The organism is Streptomyces sp. NRRL S-337 (genome assembly GCF_000720175.1).
Lineage (GTDB): Bacteria > Actinomycetota > Actinomycetes > Streptomycetales > Streptomycetaceae > Streptomyces > Streptomyces siderophoricus.
The window spans coordinates 281,583-297,926 of the sequence record NZ_JOIX01000001.1 but is presented as its reverse complement, the minus strand read 5'-3'; the positions used below and the strand labels follow the sequence as shown (position 1 = coordinate 297,926).

At 69.9% G+C, this 16,344-nt stretch carries 12 protein-coding genes; 4 read left to right on the top strand and 8 right to left on the bottom strand.

Annotated features, from left to right (window positions below; all coding sequences use genetic code 11):
• The first annotated feature begins 286 nt into the window (after nt 1–286).
• Complete coding sequence (locus IG62_RS0101310; protein ID WP_030796445.1) at nt 287–2,014, top strand: DUF4429 domain-containing protein; 1,728 nt, start codon at nt 287–289, stop codon at nt 2,012–2,014.
• Between the two features lie 90 nt (nt 2,015–2,104).
• Here IG62_RS0101310 and IG62_RS0101305 read toward each other — a convergent pair whose 3' ends face one another.
• The 5 genes from IG62_RS0101305 to IG62_RS0101285 form a co-directional block, all read right to left on the bottom strand.
• Nucleotides 2,105–2,395 carry a hypothetical protein gene (locus tag IG62_RS0101305; RefSeq protein WP_051797388.1) on the bottom strand — a complete coding sequence of 97 codons (291 nt, stop codon included), beginning with the start codon at nt 2,393–2,395 and terminating at the stop codon, nt 2,105–2,107.
• Nucleotides 2,396–2,638: 243 nt separating this feature from the next.
• Nucleotides 2,639–4,537, bottom strand: a complete 1,899-nt coding sequence (locus IG62_RS0101300; RefSeq protein WP_030796439.1) for an ArnT family glycosyltransferase — start codon at nt 4,535–4,537, stop codon at nt 2,639–2,641.
• Between the two features lie 75 nt (nt 4,538–4,612).
• Nucleotides 4,613–5,095 carry a poly-gamma-glutamate biosynthesis protein PgsC/CapC gene (locus IG62_RS0101295; protein ID WP_030410105.1) on the bottom strand — a complete coding sequence of 161 codons (483 nt, stop codon included), beginning with the start codon at nt 5,093–5,095 and terminating at the stop codon, nt 4,613–4,615.
• Nucleotides 5,092–6,456, bottom strand: coding sequence for a poly-gamma-glutamate synthase PgsB (gene pgsB / locus IG62_RS0101290; protein ID WP_030796436.1), 1,365 nt, complete (start codon nt 6,454–6,456; stop codon nt 5,092–5,094). The genes IG62_RS0101295 and pgsB overlap by 4 nt, the downstream gene beginning before the upstream one ends.
• Before the next feature lie 13 nt (nt 6,457–6,469).
• Entirely contained in the window at nt 6,470–8,824 is a 2,355-nt protein-coding gene (locus IG62_RS0101285; RefSeq protein WP_030796433.1) for a HAMP domain-containing protein, read from the bottom strand.
• A 985-nt stretch (nt 8,825–9,809) separates the two neighbouring features.
• Between IG62_RS0101285 and IG62_RS0101280 the strand changes: the two genes are divergently transcribed.
• On the top strand, nt 9,810–11,150 hold the full coding sequence (locus tag IG62_RS0101280) for an alpha/beta hydrolase family protein (RefSeq protein WP_234326133.1): 1,341 nt from the start codon (nt 9,810–9,812) through the stop codon (nt 11,148–11,150).
• A gap of 68 nt (nt 11,151–11,218) precedes the next feature.
• Here the strand turns inward: IG62_RS0101280 and IG62_RS0101275 are convergent, their stop codons facing one another.
• The 3 genes from IG62_RS0101275 to IG62_RS47660 form a co-directional block, all read right to left on the bottom strand.
• Entirely contained in the window at nt 11,219–11,848 is a 630-nt protein-coding gene (locus IG62_RS0101275; RefSeq protein ID WP_234326131.1) for a hypothetical protein, read from the bottom strand.
• Nucleotides 11,849–12,202: 354 nt separating this feature from the next.
• Complete coding sequence (locus IG62_RS43935; RefSeq protein WP_078871729.1) at nt 12,203–13,933, bottom strand: mycolysin; 1,731 nt, start codon at nt 13,931–13,933, stop codon at nt 12,203–12,205.
• A 221-nt stretch (nt 13,934–14,154) separates the two neighbouring features.
• A complete protein-coding gene (locus tag IG62_RS47660; protein ID WP_030796420.1) occupies nt 14,155–14,583 on the bottom strand; it encodes a hypothetical protein in 429 nt (142 codons plus the stop codon).
• Between the two features lie 103 nt (nt 14,584–14,686).
• On the opposite strand from IG62_RS47660, the gene IG62_RS0101260 reads away from it, so the two are divergent.
• Together IG62_RS0101260 and IG62_RS0101255 are read left to right on the top strand one after the other, a co-directional pair.
• Nucleotides 14,687–15,094 carry a YciI family protein gene (locus tag IG62_RS0101260; RefSeq protein ID WP_030796417.1) on the top strand — a complete coding sequence of 136 codons (408 nt, stop codon included), beginning with the start codon at nt 14,687–14,689 and terminating at the stop codon, nt 15,092–15,094.
• A 73-nt stretch (nt 15,095–15,167) separates the two neighbouring features.
• Complete coding sequence (locus IG62_RS0101255; RefSeq protein WP_030796415.1) at nt 15,168–16,343, top strand: RNA polymerase sigma factor; 1,176 nt, start codon at nt 15,168–15,170, stop codon at nt 16,341–16,343.
• Nucleotide 16,344 lies beyond the last annotated feature (1 nt).

Here is a 16,344-nt window from a genome sequence, read left to right as displayed (position 1 = left end):
CCCGGGCTGGTCAACGGTCGTCGCAACACCCCAGATCAGCTGCCCCCGAGACGGAGCTACACCCACCATCGATCGCGGACCGAGCCGTGAGTGGCCCTCTGTCCCTGGGGCCGAGAGTCCGGCAAACTCAGACGGTGGTCGAGGTCGGCGAATCCGTGGTGTCAATGGTCTGGAATCGGCAGAGCGTCTGGTCCCAGGCCGCCAACCGCACGCAGCCGGGGGTCTTCCGTGCACGTACGGTGCCGGCTCTCGGAGCAGCAGGCACGTCCCGCACCCGAGGTGTGCGGTGAAAGCACGCGAGCTCGTCGCCGCCGGGTCGACCCTCATGCTGGTGTCGTCGCTGGGCATCGTTTACGGATTCGATGGCCATGCCTGGATGACGTATCCCTGCACGGCACTCGTGGGGGTGGGGTTCCGGGTACGACAGCGGGGACGGCAACTGGCCGGTGCCGGGAACGTGACGGAACTGGCCGACTTCACCGAGCTGGTCGTGCCGCAGGAGCCGTTCATCCTCTACTTGCGCGGATTCGACGTGGACCCTCGCACCCGCGAGATGGTGTCCCACGGTCCGTTGACCGTTCTGGGGATGCCGAAGTTGGGTGAGGAGGAACTGCTGGTGAGGGCGCTGTCCGAGGTCGCACCCGTGATCGCCATCGGGGACCCCACGGACCGGCTTCCCCAGCTCGGTGCGCAGCGTATCTACTACCGCCGGCGCGACAGCGGGTGGAAGAGGATCGCCGGCGAACTCATCCACACGGCATCGCTCGTGGTCATCACCACCGGCGACTCGGACGGGCTGGACTGGGAATACGCACACGTACTGGCGGACCTGCCCCTGGAGCGGCTGCTGATCGTCGTCTGCGGGGACGGTCACCACTACGAGAGATTCCGGCTCCGGGCACGGATGCGCGGTCGCTTCCCCCACACCGAGCTGCCGGAATGGCCCACGATGCTGTCGCTGTACGGCAGGAGGACCATCCGGGCGGCGGTCCGCTTCGATACGGCCGGAACACCGAGCCTTGAACCCCTCGTCTTCCGGACGGGCTGGTCGCACAGGTCCGCTCTGGAGACATCCCTGCGCAGGCGAGTCATCGACCGTTGGCGCGCAGAACTGGGAGACGATCCGACTCGGCCGTCCGGCAGTATCTGGCCGTGTCATTTCGAGGATTTCGACGATGCTTCCGATGGCTCCCCGGCGCCCCTGTCGGTCCACGTGCCGGACCCGCGTACGGGTGCCGTCACTCCGGTGCCCGCCGTCGTCCGTGGATTCGACGGAAAGGTCACGGCCTACGAGGACCGCGTGGAGTTCGCGTATGGCAGTAAGGAAGAGGAACGTCTGAAGGCGGCGCTGGGAAGCCGAAGCTACCCGTATGCGGCCCTGGCAGGAGTTGAGTTGGACCTCGCCTCGCCCATCGGGCAACAATCACTGCACCTCGTGGTGCGTGAGGGGGCCGACCTTCTCAAGCCTTCGGTGGATCCCGCTACCGAGTGGGAGGACCTGAACATCCTGCTCATCAAGCCGGGTGATCAGAAACAGGCTGAGGCGGTCGCCGAGCAGATCCGCGGGCGCATCGAGGCGGCGAGCAAGGCCGCGAGCACCCGCACCCACGCACAGACCCACGCTCAGGACCATGCATGTCCACCCGCGTTGGTACGCTCCGGCACGCCACCGTACGTCGCCGAAGGCACCCATGGTTGGGCGTCCTTCGACGGGGAGAAGGTGAGACTCTCCTTCGGTGCCACCGCCCCTCATGCAAAGCGAGGCAGGACAAGCACGATTCCCCTCGCCGATATCGCCGAGCTCCAATACCGGTACGGCTTGGTCAAAAGCACCTTCAGGGTGCTCCGCCGCGACCCTCCCCGCGAGCGTTCCCACGACTGTTCCCACTCTTCGCTGCCCGACCTCAAGGAAGACCTCGACGGTATGGCGTGCCTTCCGGTTCGCGAGCAATGGCTCGTGCTGGTGGCAGCGATCAGAACCGCCCTCGCCGAGGCGCATTCCGGGACCCGGTAGCACCAGGGAGGCCAGGGGCGTTCCCGTGCCGCCCGCTCGCGAAGATCGCCGCGGGCGGCGCCGTCAGGGGTCAGTCGTGAGCCGGCCGGCTCACCGCTTACAGATGTAGTAGCCGCTGTGCCAGACCTTCACCCAGTGGCCGGGCTTCCAGTGCTTGCTCCAGTGCCCGTTGTGCCACCGGTACTCCCAGTTCCCCTTCTGCCAGTGCTTGATCCAGTAGCCCTTGTGCCAGACGCACTTGGCGTGCTGGGTGGCCACCGTCGTTGGGGCTGCGGTCGGAGCGGCCGTTGCGGTGCCGGCCGTTCCGATGGCAGCGCCGCCGGCCAGCAGGGCGCCGGCGGCAGCGGCCGCCAGTGAGCGCTTGATGTGTTGTGTGCGCATGGTGCGCACCTCCTTGCTCGCCTGCCCCGCCCGCTTACGAGCGGGGCAGGCGGGATATAGGCGATTCAACAAAAAACTACCTCAGAAGGCGCTCGTTCGCCGGTCGGCGCAAAGGGGCTGGTCAGAGGTGCTGCGCCGGCCGCCGACGGCTCATACGGGAGGGCCTTTGGGCCCGCACTGGCGGCCTTGTGCCGGGCACGACCGGCGGCGGTGCCATCGGAGGCGCCGGCCCGCGGGGAGCGTTCAGCGGGCTGGCCGAAGGCAGTCGTAGAGGGTGAAGCTTCCGTCCGAGGTTCGGCCGTAGGTGCGTGGGCGGAGGGGGGTGCAGTTCTTCTTTACCCAGGCCGATGCCGGGGTGGACGGGCGGCGCCTGGTCAGCAGGGCGTAGCGCAGTTGGTGGGTGGCGACCAGGTCACTGAGCTGTCGTGCGGCCGGGTAGGGGGTCAGGCCGGTGAAGCCGCCCATCACGAGGATGGGTTGGGAGGTGGCGCGCAGCAGGGGCTCGGCGCCGTAGGCGGCTTGGGTGGCGAGCAGGTACTTCTCCCCGGAATGGTGCGCGGAGAGGTACTTCAGCAGCGCGGCGTCCCGTGCGGACGGCGTGCTCAAGGGGTAGCGCCGGAACGTGGCCCGATGGTGGGGCCGGTCGCGGTAGTCGGGTCCCACCGGTCCGGCCAGCGGCGACAGCGGTGAGCCGGCGTAGCGCGGGTCCAGGCTGGAGGTGGCCCAGACCGCCGGGGCGAGCAGTACGGACGCCAGGGAGGCTGCCAGGGCACCCTGCACCGCCCGTCGTGGGGTGCGTGGTCCGCGGGTGCACAGGCCGACGGTCCCGCACAGACCGAGCATCAGCACCATCGGCAGCAGCCAGGGCGCAAAGTCGCTGTGCGGGCCTTCCAATGCCACCGCCCACAGCGCCGTGAGCCCGATGGCGAGGGGCAGCGCCGCTCGACGTCGGCCACCTGCGCGGTACTCGGCCCAGAAGAGGGCGACTCCGCCACCGGTCAGCGCGGCGAGGGCCGGGGCCACCACGGCGGTGTAGTAGCCGTGATTGCCGTTGGAGTTGCTGAAGACCACGACGTGCATCACCAGCCAGCCTCCCCAGAGCAGGAACCCCGTCCGCGGCCCGTCGGTACGCGGCTGTCCGGTGCGCCACCACACACCCAGCACCAAGGCCAGTACGGCGAGCGGCAGGAGCCAGGCGATCTGCGGGCCCACGCTCTCGTTGACCAGCATGGTCCAACCGGTGTTGTCGGTGGTGCGGCTGGCCGCGGTGCCGGCGACGGCGCCCAGCGCGTTCGGGTCGTGGCCGAAGCGGCTCAGCCCGTTGTAGCCGAAGACCAGGGTGAAGGGGTTGTTGTTGGTGGTCCCGTCGATGTAGGGACGGTCCGCTGCGGGGGTCGCCCACACCAGCAGCAGCCAGGCACAGGAGACGAGGAGTGCGGTGGCCCCGGCGAGCAGCAGCCGCCGGGCCCGGTTCCATCGGGAGCCGGGCGCTGCCATCTGGTACACCGCGGCGAAGACCGGCAGGACGAGCCATGCCTGGAGCATCTTGGCCTGGAAGGCCAGTCCCACCCATGTTCCGCAGACGATCAGCGGCAGCAGCTTCCCGGTGGTGACGGCCTTCTGCAGCGATCCCGCGGCGAGGAGCAGCAGCAGGACGAGCAGGGTGTCGGGGATGGTGTGCCGGTCGAGTACGACGGTGACCGGGGTGAGCGTGAGAACCAGCGCGGCGAGCAGCCCCGCCCACGGGCCTGCCCAGGCACGGACGATCCTGTACAGCACCCAGACGGCCAGTACGCCCTCAACGACCTGCGGCAGCACCACTGCCCAGTTGTGCGGTCCGAAGAGCATGACGGAGAGCGCCTGCGGCCACAACGCACCGGGGATCTTGTCCACGGTGATGGAGCCGCCCGGGTCGAGCCCGCCGAAGATGAAGGCGTGCCAGTTCGCCGCCATCGACCGCGCGGCCGCGCTGTAGTACGGGTGCACCCCGGCACGGTCGATGCCCCAGGCGTAGAGCACCGCGGCGGTGGCCAGGATGAGCAGAAGGGCGGGCAACTCCCCTTCAGCAAGGGGCAATTGACGGCGCCGGGTGGCGCGTCGGCGGCGGCCGGCGGGGTCCCGGGCGAGGGCGGTGGTGGCCATGTCGGGGTCTCTCATGGGAGGTCGGGCTGGGATGCGAGTTCGTTCACCGGCTTCGAGGGCGGCGGTGCGGCGAGCTCAGCCGACGGGCAGCGCCCCCAGCAGCAACCCGGCGACGAGCACCACATACGTGCTGAGGGTCACCGCCGTGGTGGAGATCACGGTGGCGGCCAGCGGTTGGCGGACCAACTGATACGCGATGAGGCCGGGCACGATGAAGCCCAGGGTCTGGGCGGTGTAAAGGAGCGGGAACTCGTGCTGGAGCGCGAGCAGCACCGTGGTCTGGAGCAGCACCGCGGACAGCACCACGGCGGCGAACAGTCGCTTCCCGTAAAGGATCACATGGCGCTGAAGGAGCTTGGTCGCGAGGAAGGTGAGCGCGGTGACGCCGATCACCATGGCGGCCCGGACGACATCGGTGACGAGGGTCAGCGCCAGCCAGCCGGGGGTGATCATGCCGCCGGGAGAGAGGTTGGTGGTCAGATAGCAGACCAGCGAGAAGACCAGTCCGAGGGCTATCCCCAGCGCGATGGTCTGCGGAGTGACGTTGACGGGGATCACAGGGAGTTCCTTGTCGGCCGGGACAGGGCGTCGGCGTGGGCGGAGGCGGGGCTCGGGAGGTGCGCGCCGGACCTTGGGCTCGGGAGGTGCGCGCCGGACCTGGGGCGGTTCAGCGAGGCCACCCAGCGGTACGGCTGCGGCTCGGGCGGGGGCGCGACCGGAAGCGGCTCGTCGACGTCGTCAGCGGGCAGCTTGCCGAGGTGCTCCAGGAACAATTCGCCCTGGCCGTGGATGTTGCCGATGGCCACCAGCGAGGAATCCGGGCCCAGTTCGGCGAGGATGGCGCGCGTCAGCTCCTGTGCGTCACGCCGGTCGCCGCCCAGGTCGACCACCCGCCCCGACGACCAGCCCGGCGGAATGCCGTCGCGGGCACTCTTGGTCGGATGCCCGATGAGCAGGACCGTCTCCGGGTCCAGGTCCGGGATGATCGCTCCCATCTGCCCATTGCGTTCGATCCGGTCCGGTCGGCAGTTGATGACCACGTTCAGCGGGCGGCGGATCGCACCGAGTTCCTCCAGCTGACGGACGTTCATCAACGTCGAGGCGGGGTCGTTGGCGGCGAAGACATTGGCGAAGCGCAGCCGTTTGCCGTCCGGTGTGCGGTAGCGCTCGACGGAGAGCACACCGGGGTCCGGCGGCGCCTCCCACATGCCGCGCAGTGCGGTGGCCCGGTCCACGCCGAGCAGTGCGGCCACGGCCAGCGCGATGGCGACGTTCTCCTTGAACGTGAACCAACTGAAGCCGCGCAGCTCCTCATCCGTGACCGTCTCCGGGTCCACCACGATCAGGCGGCAGCCCCGTTTGTCCGCCTCCTCCTTGAGGATGTGCAGCCGCTCCTGTTCGGCGGTGACACAGACCCCTCCGACCGGCATCGACCGGGACAGCGAGCGGGCCACATCGTCCAACGTCGGCCCCATCTCGGCGAGATGGTCCTCACGCACGTTGCACAGCACGCCGATGGTGGAACGGATCAGCTTCTCCTGGTTGATCTCCTGAAGTGCAGGCATCACCGCCATGCACTCGATCACCAGAGCGTCCGGCCGGTATGCCGCCGCGCGCCGGACGATGCCGATCTGCTCGACGACGTTGGCGATGCCCAACTTGCGGTACACCGGCTCCTCGGTGGCATCCGGGTGGATGAACCGGGCAGCGGTGCCCGTGGTCTTGGCGACGGTGACCAGTCCGCCGCCGCGCAGCGCCCCCGCGCACAGCCGGGTGATCGAGCTCTTGCCGCGGATGCCGTTGACCAGCACCCGAGTGGGTACCTGCGCCAGCGCGGCGTAGTGACGCCGCTGCTCCAGCACGCCGGCGACCAGCAGCACGGCACAGCTCAACAGCAGCACAACATAGAGGAAAAGCACGTCAGTTGGTCCTTCACTGCTGCGGCGGGCCGCCGCGCCGGAACGAGGGGGCAGGGACAGAGGGCACAGATGCACTTCCGCCACCGCGGTCCCGGTCCACCAGCGCCTGCCGGAGTAGTTCCAGACTGCGCGTGACCGAGCCGCACTCGTCGTGGTGGACCGGGTACAACACGGTGCGACGGTCACCGCCGGCCAGTTGCTCCGCGCATCTGGTGACGGCGCGCAGCGGCCTGACGACCACGATGTGCAGCCAGCCCAGGCAGGCGATGCCCACGGACAGCGCGAGCAGACCGGCCAGCATGGTGCGCGCCTGCAGTTGGAACGCCGCCAGTTTGAGCGCTGCGGCGGGCTCGGCGGAGACCACCCGCCAGCCGAGTCCGGCGATCGGCCCCTTCTGTGCCAGTGGCGCCGCGGCCGCGACCGACGGACCCTCGCCAGGGGCCGCCCCCGCGCGCAGTACGGCCGATGCCGGGGTGCCCGTGCTTCCGGGTGCCGCCTCGGTCCTGGCCACCAGTCGGGTGAGGCCCCGGTGGGGAAGAGCCTGGAAGGCTTGAAAGCCGACGCTCGCCGCGAGCACCCGGTGGTGCTCGTCGGTCAGCCACACGCTGCCGAGCCCCTCGCGTGCGACCAGGGAGTTCAGCGCGTTCACGCCGATCTCGGCGACGACGACGGCCGGGGCGGCGCCCTTGGCGCCCTTGGCGCCCTTGGCGCCATTGGCCTTCCGGGCCGCCGGGACCTGAGCGTAGGCGGCGATCGCGGGGATCGGCCCCGACGTGTTGACCTGGGCGATTCCCTCGCCGGTCGGCGCGTGGTCAAGGGTGCGCAGGGGCTGCTTGCCCACCCGGAGCACGATGGCTCCGGTGCGGTCCAGGACATACAGCGACCGGAACGTGGGGTGGTCGGCGTGTGCGCGCCGCAGCACCTCCGTCGCCCGCTCGCGGGGCGCGCCGGAGAGGGCTGACGCCGCCGCCGCGAGGTCGGTACAGCTCCGGCCGAGGGACCGCCGCACCCGGTCGGCGGCGGCCTCGGTGCGTGCCTGCTGGTCGGCGACGGCGGCTGCCGGTACGGCCTTGGCCGCCGGTGCACGGTTGAGCAGGAACAGCAGCGGTATGCCCCACGCGGCGATCACGAGCGCGCAGACGAGGACCAGAGCCCGGACACCGGGGCGGCGGCGCACCGGCCGCACGGGCTCCGGTCCCGCTTCGCCGAGCAGTTGGCGACGTATCGACTCCAGCGCCCTGCTGACCCTGCCGGACTCCCCGAACGCGACGGTCGGCACCGGTCGCGCCAACTCCTCCCGCGCCATGGGCAGGTGACCGGCCGCCCTGGCCAGTCGGGCAGCAGACAGGTGCAGCCGCAGCAGCGCACGCTGCATGCCGCCCCACAGCACCAGGGTGACCAGCACGGCGATCAGTACCAGCGCACCCGCGGCAACGAGGGCGAACCACGTATGGTCGGCGCCCGCCTTCGCCGGGGGCACCTCCCTGAGCGTGAGGACGGTCAGCCCCAGGCCGGAGGCGTCGCCCTTGCTGTCCGCCGCGGCGACCGATGCCCATCCCGTGACCTCGCGCAGGCCGTCGTGACCGTCGCCGAGCACGCTGCCCGAGACGTCGTCGGTGCGGAGATCGGCATTCGCGGCGTTCGCGGTATGTGCCGCAGCGGCCGGCAGATCATGGTGGTCAGTACGGAGCGCCGGCACCGTCCCTGGGGGGGCGGCGGTGGCGAGCACCTTTCCGTTCCGGTCCACCAGTTGACCGGTGCGCCCCACTCCGTAAACCGCTGGAGCAGCGACCTTCTCCGAGACGACGAGGAGGAGGTCGTTCTCCTCGTCGTTCTGATCCGCTCTCAGGTCGCCTGTCTGGTCGTTGTTCTCGTCCTGCTTGGCGCCGGGGGCGGATACGGCCACCCGGGCGAAGAGCAACAGCCGCGGTTCGCCACGGCTCGAAAGCACCAGGCGGGGCGCGATTTTCGTGCCACCGGACCGCACCAGTGCCGGGACATCCACCCCGGTCAGCGGCACCGTTTCGCCGCTGGCCGCCAGCGGTCTGCCGGTGTGCGGGTCGAGCAGCACACCGCCTCCCGCAGGGTGCCCGGTCGGGAGAAGGGAGCGCAGAAGTGCCGCCGGAGTGCGGCTGCCGGCGGGCGCTTCCGACGCCGCGGAGTGGCGCACTGCCGCGGCTCTTGCGTCGATGGCGGTCCCGACCGAGTCGGCGGCGTCCTCGGCGATCCGGCGTTCGGCGTCGCGCAAGGCCTGCGGAACGTCCTGTTCGTGAACGGTACCGAGACCGAGTGCGGTGAACCCGGCAACTGCCAGCAGGGCGCAGAGCAGTGCGGCGATCGGTGGGCGGACGCCTCCGAGCAGAGGCATGTCGGCACGGCGTCGGGTGCGGTGCGGACGGGGCGCGCGGGCAACAGCGTGCAGAACAGCGTCCTCTCGGAACGTGGGGGATGGCCGTGCGGCAACTCGCCCAATATCAATACGGTGAGCACGGGATAAGCACAAGCCTTTCGTGCCGGGCCTTGTATACCGGCCCAGCGGAACTGCGCTCAACTCACCGTAGGGAAAGGTAGCTTATGCCTCACGGATCTCGACCCTCCGCGGCGCAATTTCCAACATCCGCTGCGGTCCGGGTAATTGTCGATACCTTTCCGTCCGCATTCGCCGCGTCACACACAGTCGCGCATCCATGGCCGACCACCCCTGAAACTGCCCCTTCTCGGGGAATCCGTGAGCCCGCAGCGGGCGGTCGGCGAGGTCCAGCGATCACACACTGACGCGTAACAAAAACACTCAGTGAAAACGGCGGGCAACGCAGTCGCAATTCCGGGCCCGAGGGCCGCCATCCGACGGTGGCGTGAATCAGCCCTTCCGGAAGAGGCCTCCTGACCGGGGAAGACGCACCGGAAGCCCTCGCGCCGGGGCGACGGAACAGCCACTCCCGCCGGCCCTCTGCCGGCTCGCGCCTTTGCTGCTGCGACGAGTCTACGAGGGTGCCGAGTTGCCGGGAACTGACGACTTCCACCGGCCGCACCAGGGCTCTTCTCCCGCCCGCGCCCCGTACCGGCACTCGGCGCCGCTCACCTCAGGGCATACTCCCCGGCGCCGAGAGACCGTTACCCGCGCAGACGAGCCCGCGCGAAAAGGCGGGTCGCACAGGCCCGGCAACGGACGGGGCTCGAAGCCGCCACCGTGCATTTCTGGACGCGTCAGCAACGCCCCTCTCACCAACCACCATGAGGATAACTCGCCGCCCTATCCGCCGGGTTGGCACGGCCATGGCAAAACTGCCTATACGATGACCGCCAGCCGATCGCTGATCACGTGTCGATCACCACCATGGAGGGGGCCGCCCATGAAGCACGCACGAAGGCGCCACAGCCGGTTGCGCACCCGGGTCGCCGGCACCACAGGACTACTGACCCTCGCCCTGGGCGCCGCGGTGGCACCGGCCACCGCCGCGGAGAAGACCACCAGTGCAGCCACGACCACGGCGGCGGCCCTGGACGACACGGGGCAATCCCCGGGCCAGCTGGTGGCCTTGGACGACGCGGCACAAGCCCCGCGCAAGGCGGCGCACTTGGGCGATGTGGCGCGACACCCGCGCCGGGCGGCGTCCTTGAAGGTGGCGCCGGCCCCGGGTCAGCTGACCCTCCCCGCCCCGACCGGGCGCCATCGCGTCGGGACGGTCGACCTCCACCTGCGCGACACGAAGCGCATGGATCCGTGGGTGCCCACACAGCAGCGCGAGTTGATGGTCTCACTGTGGTACCCGGCCACCCACACCTCCCGCTATCCCGCCGCGCTCCTCCCCAACAGCCAGCAGGTGCTGCCGGGTGGGGTGACCCTGCCCACCACTGCCGGGCACACCGGCGCCCCGGTTGACCGCAAACTCGGCAAGCTGCCGGTGCTGCTGTACTCGCCCGGCGGGCGTGGGAACCGTGCGACGGGCACGGCACTGGTTCAGGACCTGGCCAGCCGCGGCTACTTGGTCGTCACCATCGACCACACCCACGACACCGGCGATGTGGTGTTCCCCGGCGGGCGACATGAGGTGAGCATGCTGCCGCCAGGCACCAAATCGCGCGACTTGATCGACGTCCGGGCGGCGGACACCCACTTCGTCATCAACCAGCTGGCCGAGATCGCCCGCGGCCACAACCCGGATGTGGAACACAAGCCGCTCCCCCACGGGCTGACCCAGGCCGTGAGCACGAAGCACATCGGGATGTTCGGCGCTTCCCTCGGCGGCGGATCAGTGGCCGCCGCCATGCACGCGGACTCCAGGATCGACGCCGGCGTGAACCTGGACGGCCAGCTCTTCGGCCGGTCGGAACACCAGCGGCTCGACCGCCCCTACATGCTGTTCAGCTCCGAGCACCACAACCGCAACACCGACGGGAGCTGGGCGCGGCTCTGGGAGAACCTGCACGGAGAGCGGCTCGACCTGAAGCTGCGCGGCTCCGGGCACAACTCCTTCGTCGACAACCAGGTCCTGTTCCCCCAGGCGCCGGGCGCGTTCGGGATAACCCCCGAAGTGATGCAGCAGGCACTCGGCACGATCGACCCCAACCGCTCCATCGAGGTCCAGCGCACCTACGTCGCCGCCTTCTTCGACAAGCACCTGCGCCACCAGCACAGCGACCTGCTCGACGGTCCCTCGCGCCACTTCCCGGAGATCGCCTTCGTGCGCTGAACGCCGTTCCGGTGGCATGCCGGCAGGCCCGGCCAAGCAGCCGTACCGTCAAGAGCCGGTACGGCACGTTACTTTCCGTGCTTGGCGGGCTTGCGCGGCGGCATCCAGTGGTGGACCGTGTAGTCCCCCTTCTCCAGGGTCTCGAAGGGGGCGGAACCCAAGCACTTGCCGACGCTGTTCTTCGGCAGGCCGTCCACGGCCCAGCTGTAGCCCAGCCGGTCCTTCTTGCCGTCGTCCAGCACGGTGAAGCCGAATCGCTTGCCCTTGAGGTTGCCGATGTCCGGCATGCCTGGTGCGCCCTGGAAGTGCGACTCGGAAACGATGCCGGTGGCGACGGCGACCGGGCCGCCGGTCACCAGGCAGTCGATGCGGCCCTTGAAGTAGCCGCCCCACTGCTTGCCGACGTGGTGACTCACGTAGAAGGTGCCGCGTGCCTTGTCAGCGAATCCGTGGGCGTCAATGGTGAAGTGGACGTTGTCGCCCGGCTCGCGCTTGAGCTTGGCCGACCCCTTGAGCAGTGGTTCGTCGACGGTGTGCCGGGCAGCATGGTGCCCGGCCACGGCGTGGGCTCCGGCGGCGGCTTCGACCGCGGTGGCCGCGCCCGAGGTGCCCAGGGTCAGTGCGGTCGCCGCACCGACGATGAGGGCCGTGGCGGCGACGAGGGCAGGGCGGCGCATGCGGGCGCGGGTGTGGAGCATGGCTTCCTCCAACGGAAGTGGCGGGGGCGAACCCTCACCGGGTCCGCCGGCCGGGGATCCCCGGCCACTCACCACCGTGCCGTCCGCGCCCGTACCACCACATCGCACCACAGGCCGGTGCGCCTCCGCCGTACGGCGGAAGGAGGGTCGGTACGCCAGGCCGATGCGGGGGTGGGAACCCCAAGTGTCTGGCGCCTGGAGCCGTCGCCCTCCCCCGCAACCGGGGTACTTCAGTGGGAACACGCCCATGGACCGGGCCGACTGTACGGCCCGGTCCATGGGTCCGTGGGTCCACGGGGCTCATCCAGCTGACAGCAGTCAGGATCGGTACTGGTCAGGACTCGTCAGTGCTGGTCAGTACTGGATGGTGTGGCGGTAGAGAATGTTCCGGGCCGTCGAGCCACTGTCCAGGCCGTAGTCGGGCCGGTCGTTGACGAAGTACTCGCGGAAGCTGGACTGCCAGGTCCGGGACATCATGGTGTTGCTCTTCGTCCAGCCACCGTCGACCTGGGACCACAGGTCGACCAGCGCGGTGGCAACGCGGGCCTCGCAGGCGTCGCCCGGGTCGATGCCGTTCGTGGAGCGGTCATTGGCGAGGTTCATGGAGCTGCCGTTGCCCCAGTAGTACGTGGTGTCGTTGAAGGTGTGGAACGCCACCGCGTTGGCGAAGCCCTCGGTCCAGCCGCAGCTGGTGGAGGAGGTGCGATTGACGTAATGCGGCGAGCAGTTGCTGACGTTCGGCCACCAGTTCTTGTAGAGCTTGCCCATCAGGGCGTGGCCCGCCTCGTGGATGGTGGTGTGCTCGGAGTCGGGATCGTTGTCCGCCAGGTGGATCTTGTCGTCGTTGGTGGTCCAGTACGTGCCGTCGGTGGAACCGGGGTACCACTGGACGGTGATCGGGGTGCAGTGGCCGTCCTGCTGGCTGCTCGTCCAGCAGTTGGTCGTGGCACCGCGGTTCCACCACAGCTTGTTGAGGGTGTCGAGGGCGTGCCAGGCACGACTCTGTCCGTCGTTGGCGTACACGTTGCCCAGGCTGGTGTTGCCCGAGATGTTGTTCAGCGAGTACGTGGCGGTGGAGTACAGGCGGCCGTTGCCGTCGACCACCGACCACATGCGGCCGGCCTGTGTCTGGAACTCCACCCACGCCTGGGAGATGGCGGAGGTGCTCGGGGTGTAGCAGAGGTTGAACTTGCCGTCGCCGTTGCCGGTCATCCCCGTGGCGAGCTTCTGCGTGCCGCTGTTGGCGGTCGGCCTGCCCCACAGGGTGATGTTGACGTTGCTGACCGGCTCGTCCCGGTTGGCCTTGCCGTTCCAACTGCCGCCCTCGGCGGACTGGAAGCGGTTGCGGAAGGTGCCGTTGACGCAGACCTGGGCGCTGGAGGTGGCCGCGGCGGCCGCGTGCGGGGAGGCCGGGGCCGAGGCAGCCGAGGCACGGCCGGAGACAGGAGCTGGGGCCGGGGCCTTGGGGGCGACCGGGCGGGGCTTGCGGGCACGGGGCCCGCGGCCGTGGGCCGGGGCGGCGTCGGCCTTGGTGACCGAGACGCCCTTGTCGGAGGAGCCCTTTGCCGTCCCGACGGTGAGTTCCAACGAGTCGTGCCCGGCGCGGCGCGGGTCGGGACGGTCGATGTCGCTGATGTCCGCCTGGATCTGGGCGGGTCCGGCGGCGACGGCCTTGACCTTGAGCTTGAGGGCCTGGGTGCCGGGGGTGAGGGCGAGCGTCTGACTGGTGCGCTGGCCGAAGGTGTCCGTTGTGGGTGCGGCGAAGCCGGATTCCTCGCCGGTCATCCGGATCGAGGGCGGCAATTGGAGGGCCAGTCCGGCGTGCTTGACCTGGGCCTGTGCCTGGACCTTCACGGTGAGGGTGGCCTGCTCGCCGACAGCAGGCAGGTGGTCGAAAGAAGCGGTGACGCCGAGACAACTCAGCGGTGCCTCGGAGCCTTTCGCCGCGGGGCGGATGGTGCAGCTGCTGCCGGCCGGAGTGGTCGTACCCGCGAAGGCGGACGGCACGACGACGATTGCCAGACAGGCTCCTACGCCTGCCAGCGCGGTCAGAGCGGCGGGTCTGGTGACCCGTATTCGGGACATGTGCATGCCTTTCTGCGGCGCGCCCGACCCCGGTCAGGTACGACCGGGGCCGGTGCACGCGGGCAGAGCTATGAGGGGGGTAGGGCACAGCACCCTGGGCATTGCAGCGTCCGGCCACCGGTCAACCATTGGCCAGAGCAACACCCTGGGTGACAGTGGCCGAACCATATACCGCCGGCCTGCGCATGTCATCGCTTAAGGCGGAAGATGTGGATCAGGTGCTAACTCGACGCGGACGAGGCGAAGATGGGCGCCAGTTCACCGGCCCGGAATTCCAACGACTGCGGACCCGAGGCGAACACAGAGCCAGCGGTAGCGGCTGCGAACCCAACAGCACCCACCCGCTCAGCTCTTGGAGAGTGCTTCGCGGCGAATTCAGTGGAGCAGGGCGGGGTTGTCGGCCTGGTGATGACGCTGACAGTGGTACGCAGGTGGCGGTCATCGGCCAGCAGGGCCAGCATGCTGGCGGCCAGGTCCACACGGGCGGTGAACATGCCGTCGGCGTGGCCCTCGACAAGGGTGTAGTCGGTGACCGACGGCAGAGGGAACAGACCGCCAAGCTGCCCCAGCCGGCCCGGCTTGGCCGAAGATCGCGCATCAGGAGGCCGACCCGCTGCCCACTGAGCGGCCGGGAGGAAGATCGTCCACAAGGGTCAAAAAAATTCGTGCGGCGATGTCGAGAACCCGGGACTGGCTCCGTCCCCGAGGTGAACGCGACCACAATGGGTCGCACCAGCACCGAGGAGAATCACGATGGCCAAGTACTTGCTGCTCAAGCACTACCGCGGCGCTCCGGCTCCGGTCAACGACGTGCCCATGGCCCAGTGGACGCCCGAGGAGGTCTCGGCCCACATGCAGTACATGCAGGACTTCGCGGCCCGGCTCGAGAAGACCGGCGAGTTCGTCGACGGGCAGGCGCTCGCGCCTGAGGGCGCGTGGGTCCGGTACGACGGTGAGGGGCGTCCGCCGGTCACCGACGGCCCGTTCGCCGAGACCAAGGACCTCATCGCCGGCTGGATGGTGATCGACGTCGACAGCTATGAGCGCGCCGTCGAGCTGGCCGGGGAGCTGTCGGCCGCCCCCGGGGCGGGCGGGGAGCCGATCCACGAGTGGCTTGAGGTGCGCCCGTTCCTGACCGCCCCGCCCACCATCACGGAGTGACCTCTCAGGTGTCTCAGATGTCTCACGCGTCTTTCAGGTGTCCCCGGAGTCTCCGGCGCCCCCGGTGTCTCCGATGAACGAGGCCCTGCTCCGGAGCCTCACGCCGAGCGTGCTCGCCATCCTCGTCCGCCGCGGAGCCGACTTCGCGGCGGCCGAGGACGCCGTGCAGGAAGCGCTCGTCGAGGCGGTCCGCGTCTGGCCGGCCGACCCTCCACGGGACCCGAAGGGCTGGCTGGTCACCGTGGCCTGGCGCAAGTTCCTCGACCAGGCCCGCTCGGACGCCGCCCGCCGCCGGCGTGAGGACCTGGTGGACGAGGAACCGCTGCCCGGCCCCACACCCTCCGTGGACGACACGCTCCAGCTCTACTTCCTGTGCGCCCACCCGTCGCTGACGCCGTCGTCCGCGGTCGCGCTCACGCTGCGCGCCGTCGGCGGGCTCACCACCCGCCAGATCGCCCAGGCCTATCTGGTGCCCGAGGCGACCATGGCACAGCGCATCAGCCGGGCCAAACGCACCGTGGCCGGCGTGCGCCTCGACCAGCCGGGCGATGTCGCCACCGTGCTGCGCGTCCTCTACCTGGTCTTCAACGAGGGCTACTCCGGCGACGTCGACCTCGCCGCCGAGGCCATCCGGCTCACCCGGCAGCTCGCGGCGCAGGTCGACCACCCCGAGGTGGCGGGGCTGCTCGCCCTCATGCTGCTGCACCACGCCCGCCGCCCCGCCCGGACCGCGCCGGACGGCAGCCTGGTGCCGCTCGCCGAGCAGGACCGCGGCCGGTGGGACACGAAGGCGATCGCCGAGGGCATCGCGATCCTGCAGACGGCCCTCGCCCGCGACCGGCTGGGCGAGTTCCAGGCACAGGCCGCCATCGCCGCCCTCCATGCCGACGCGCCCACCGCCGAGGAGACCGACTGGGTGCAGATCGTCGAGTGGTACGACGAGCTCACGCGCCTGACCGACAGCCCGGTCGTCCGCCTCAACCGCGCGGTCGCCGTCGGCGAGGCCGACGGTCCACGCGCCGGGCTGGCGGCGCTCGCGGAGCTGGACGACTCTTCCCCAAGCTCTTCGAGCAGACGACACCCCATTCCCCGCCACACCGCGGTGGCGGCGTACCTCCACGAGCGCGACGGCGACCTGGCGACGGCGGCACGGCTGTACGCCGAGGCGGCCCACCAGGCACCCAACCTCGCCGAGCGCAACCACCTGACGCGCCAGGCCGCCCGGCTCAACGCCCACCTGACCCGGTGAG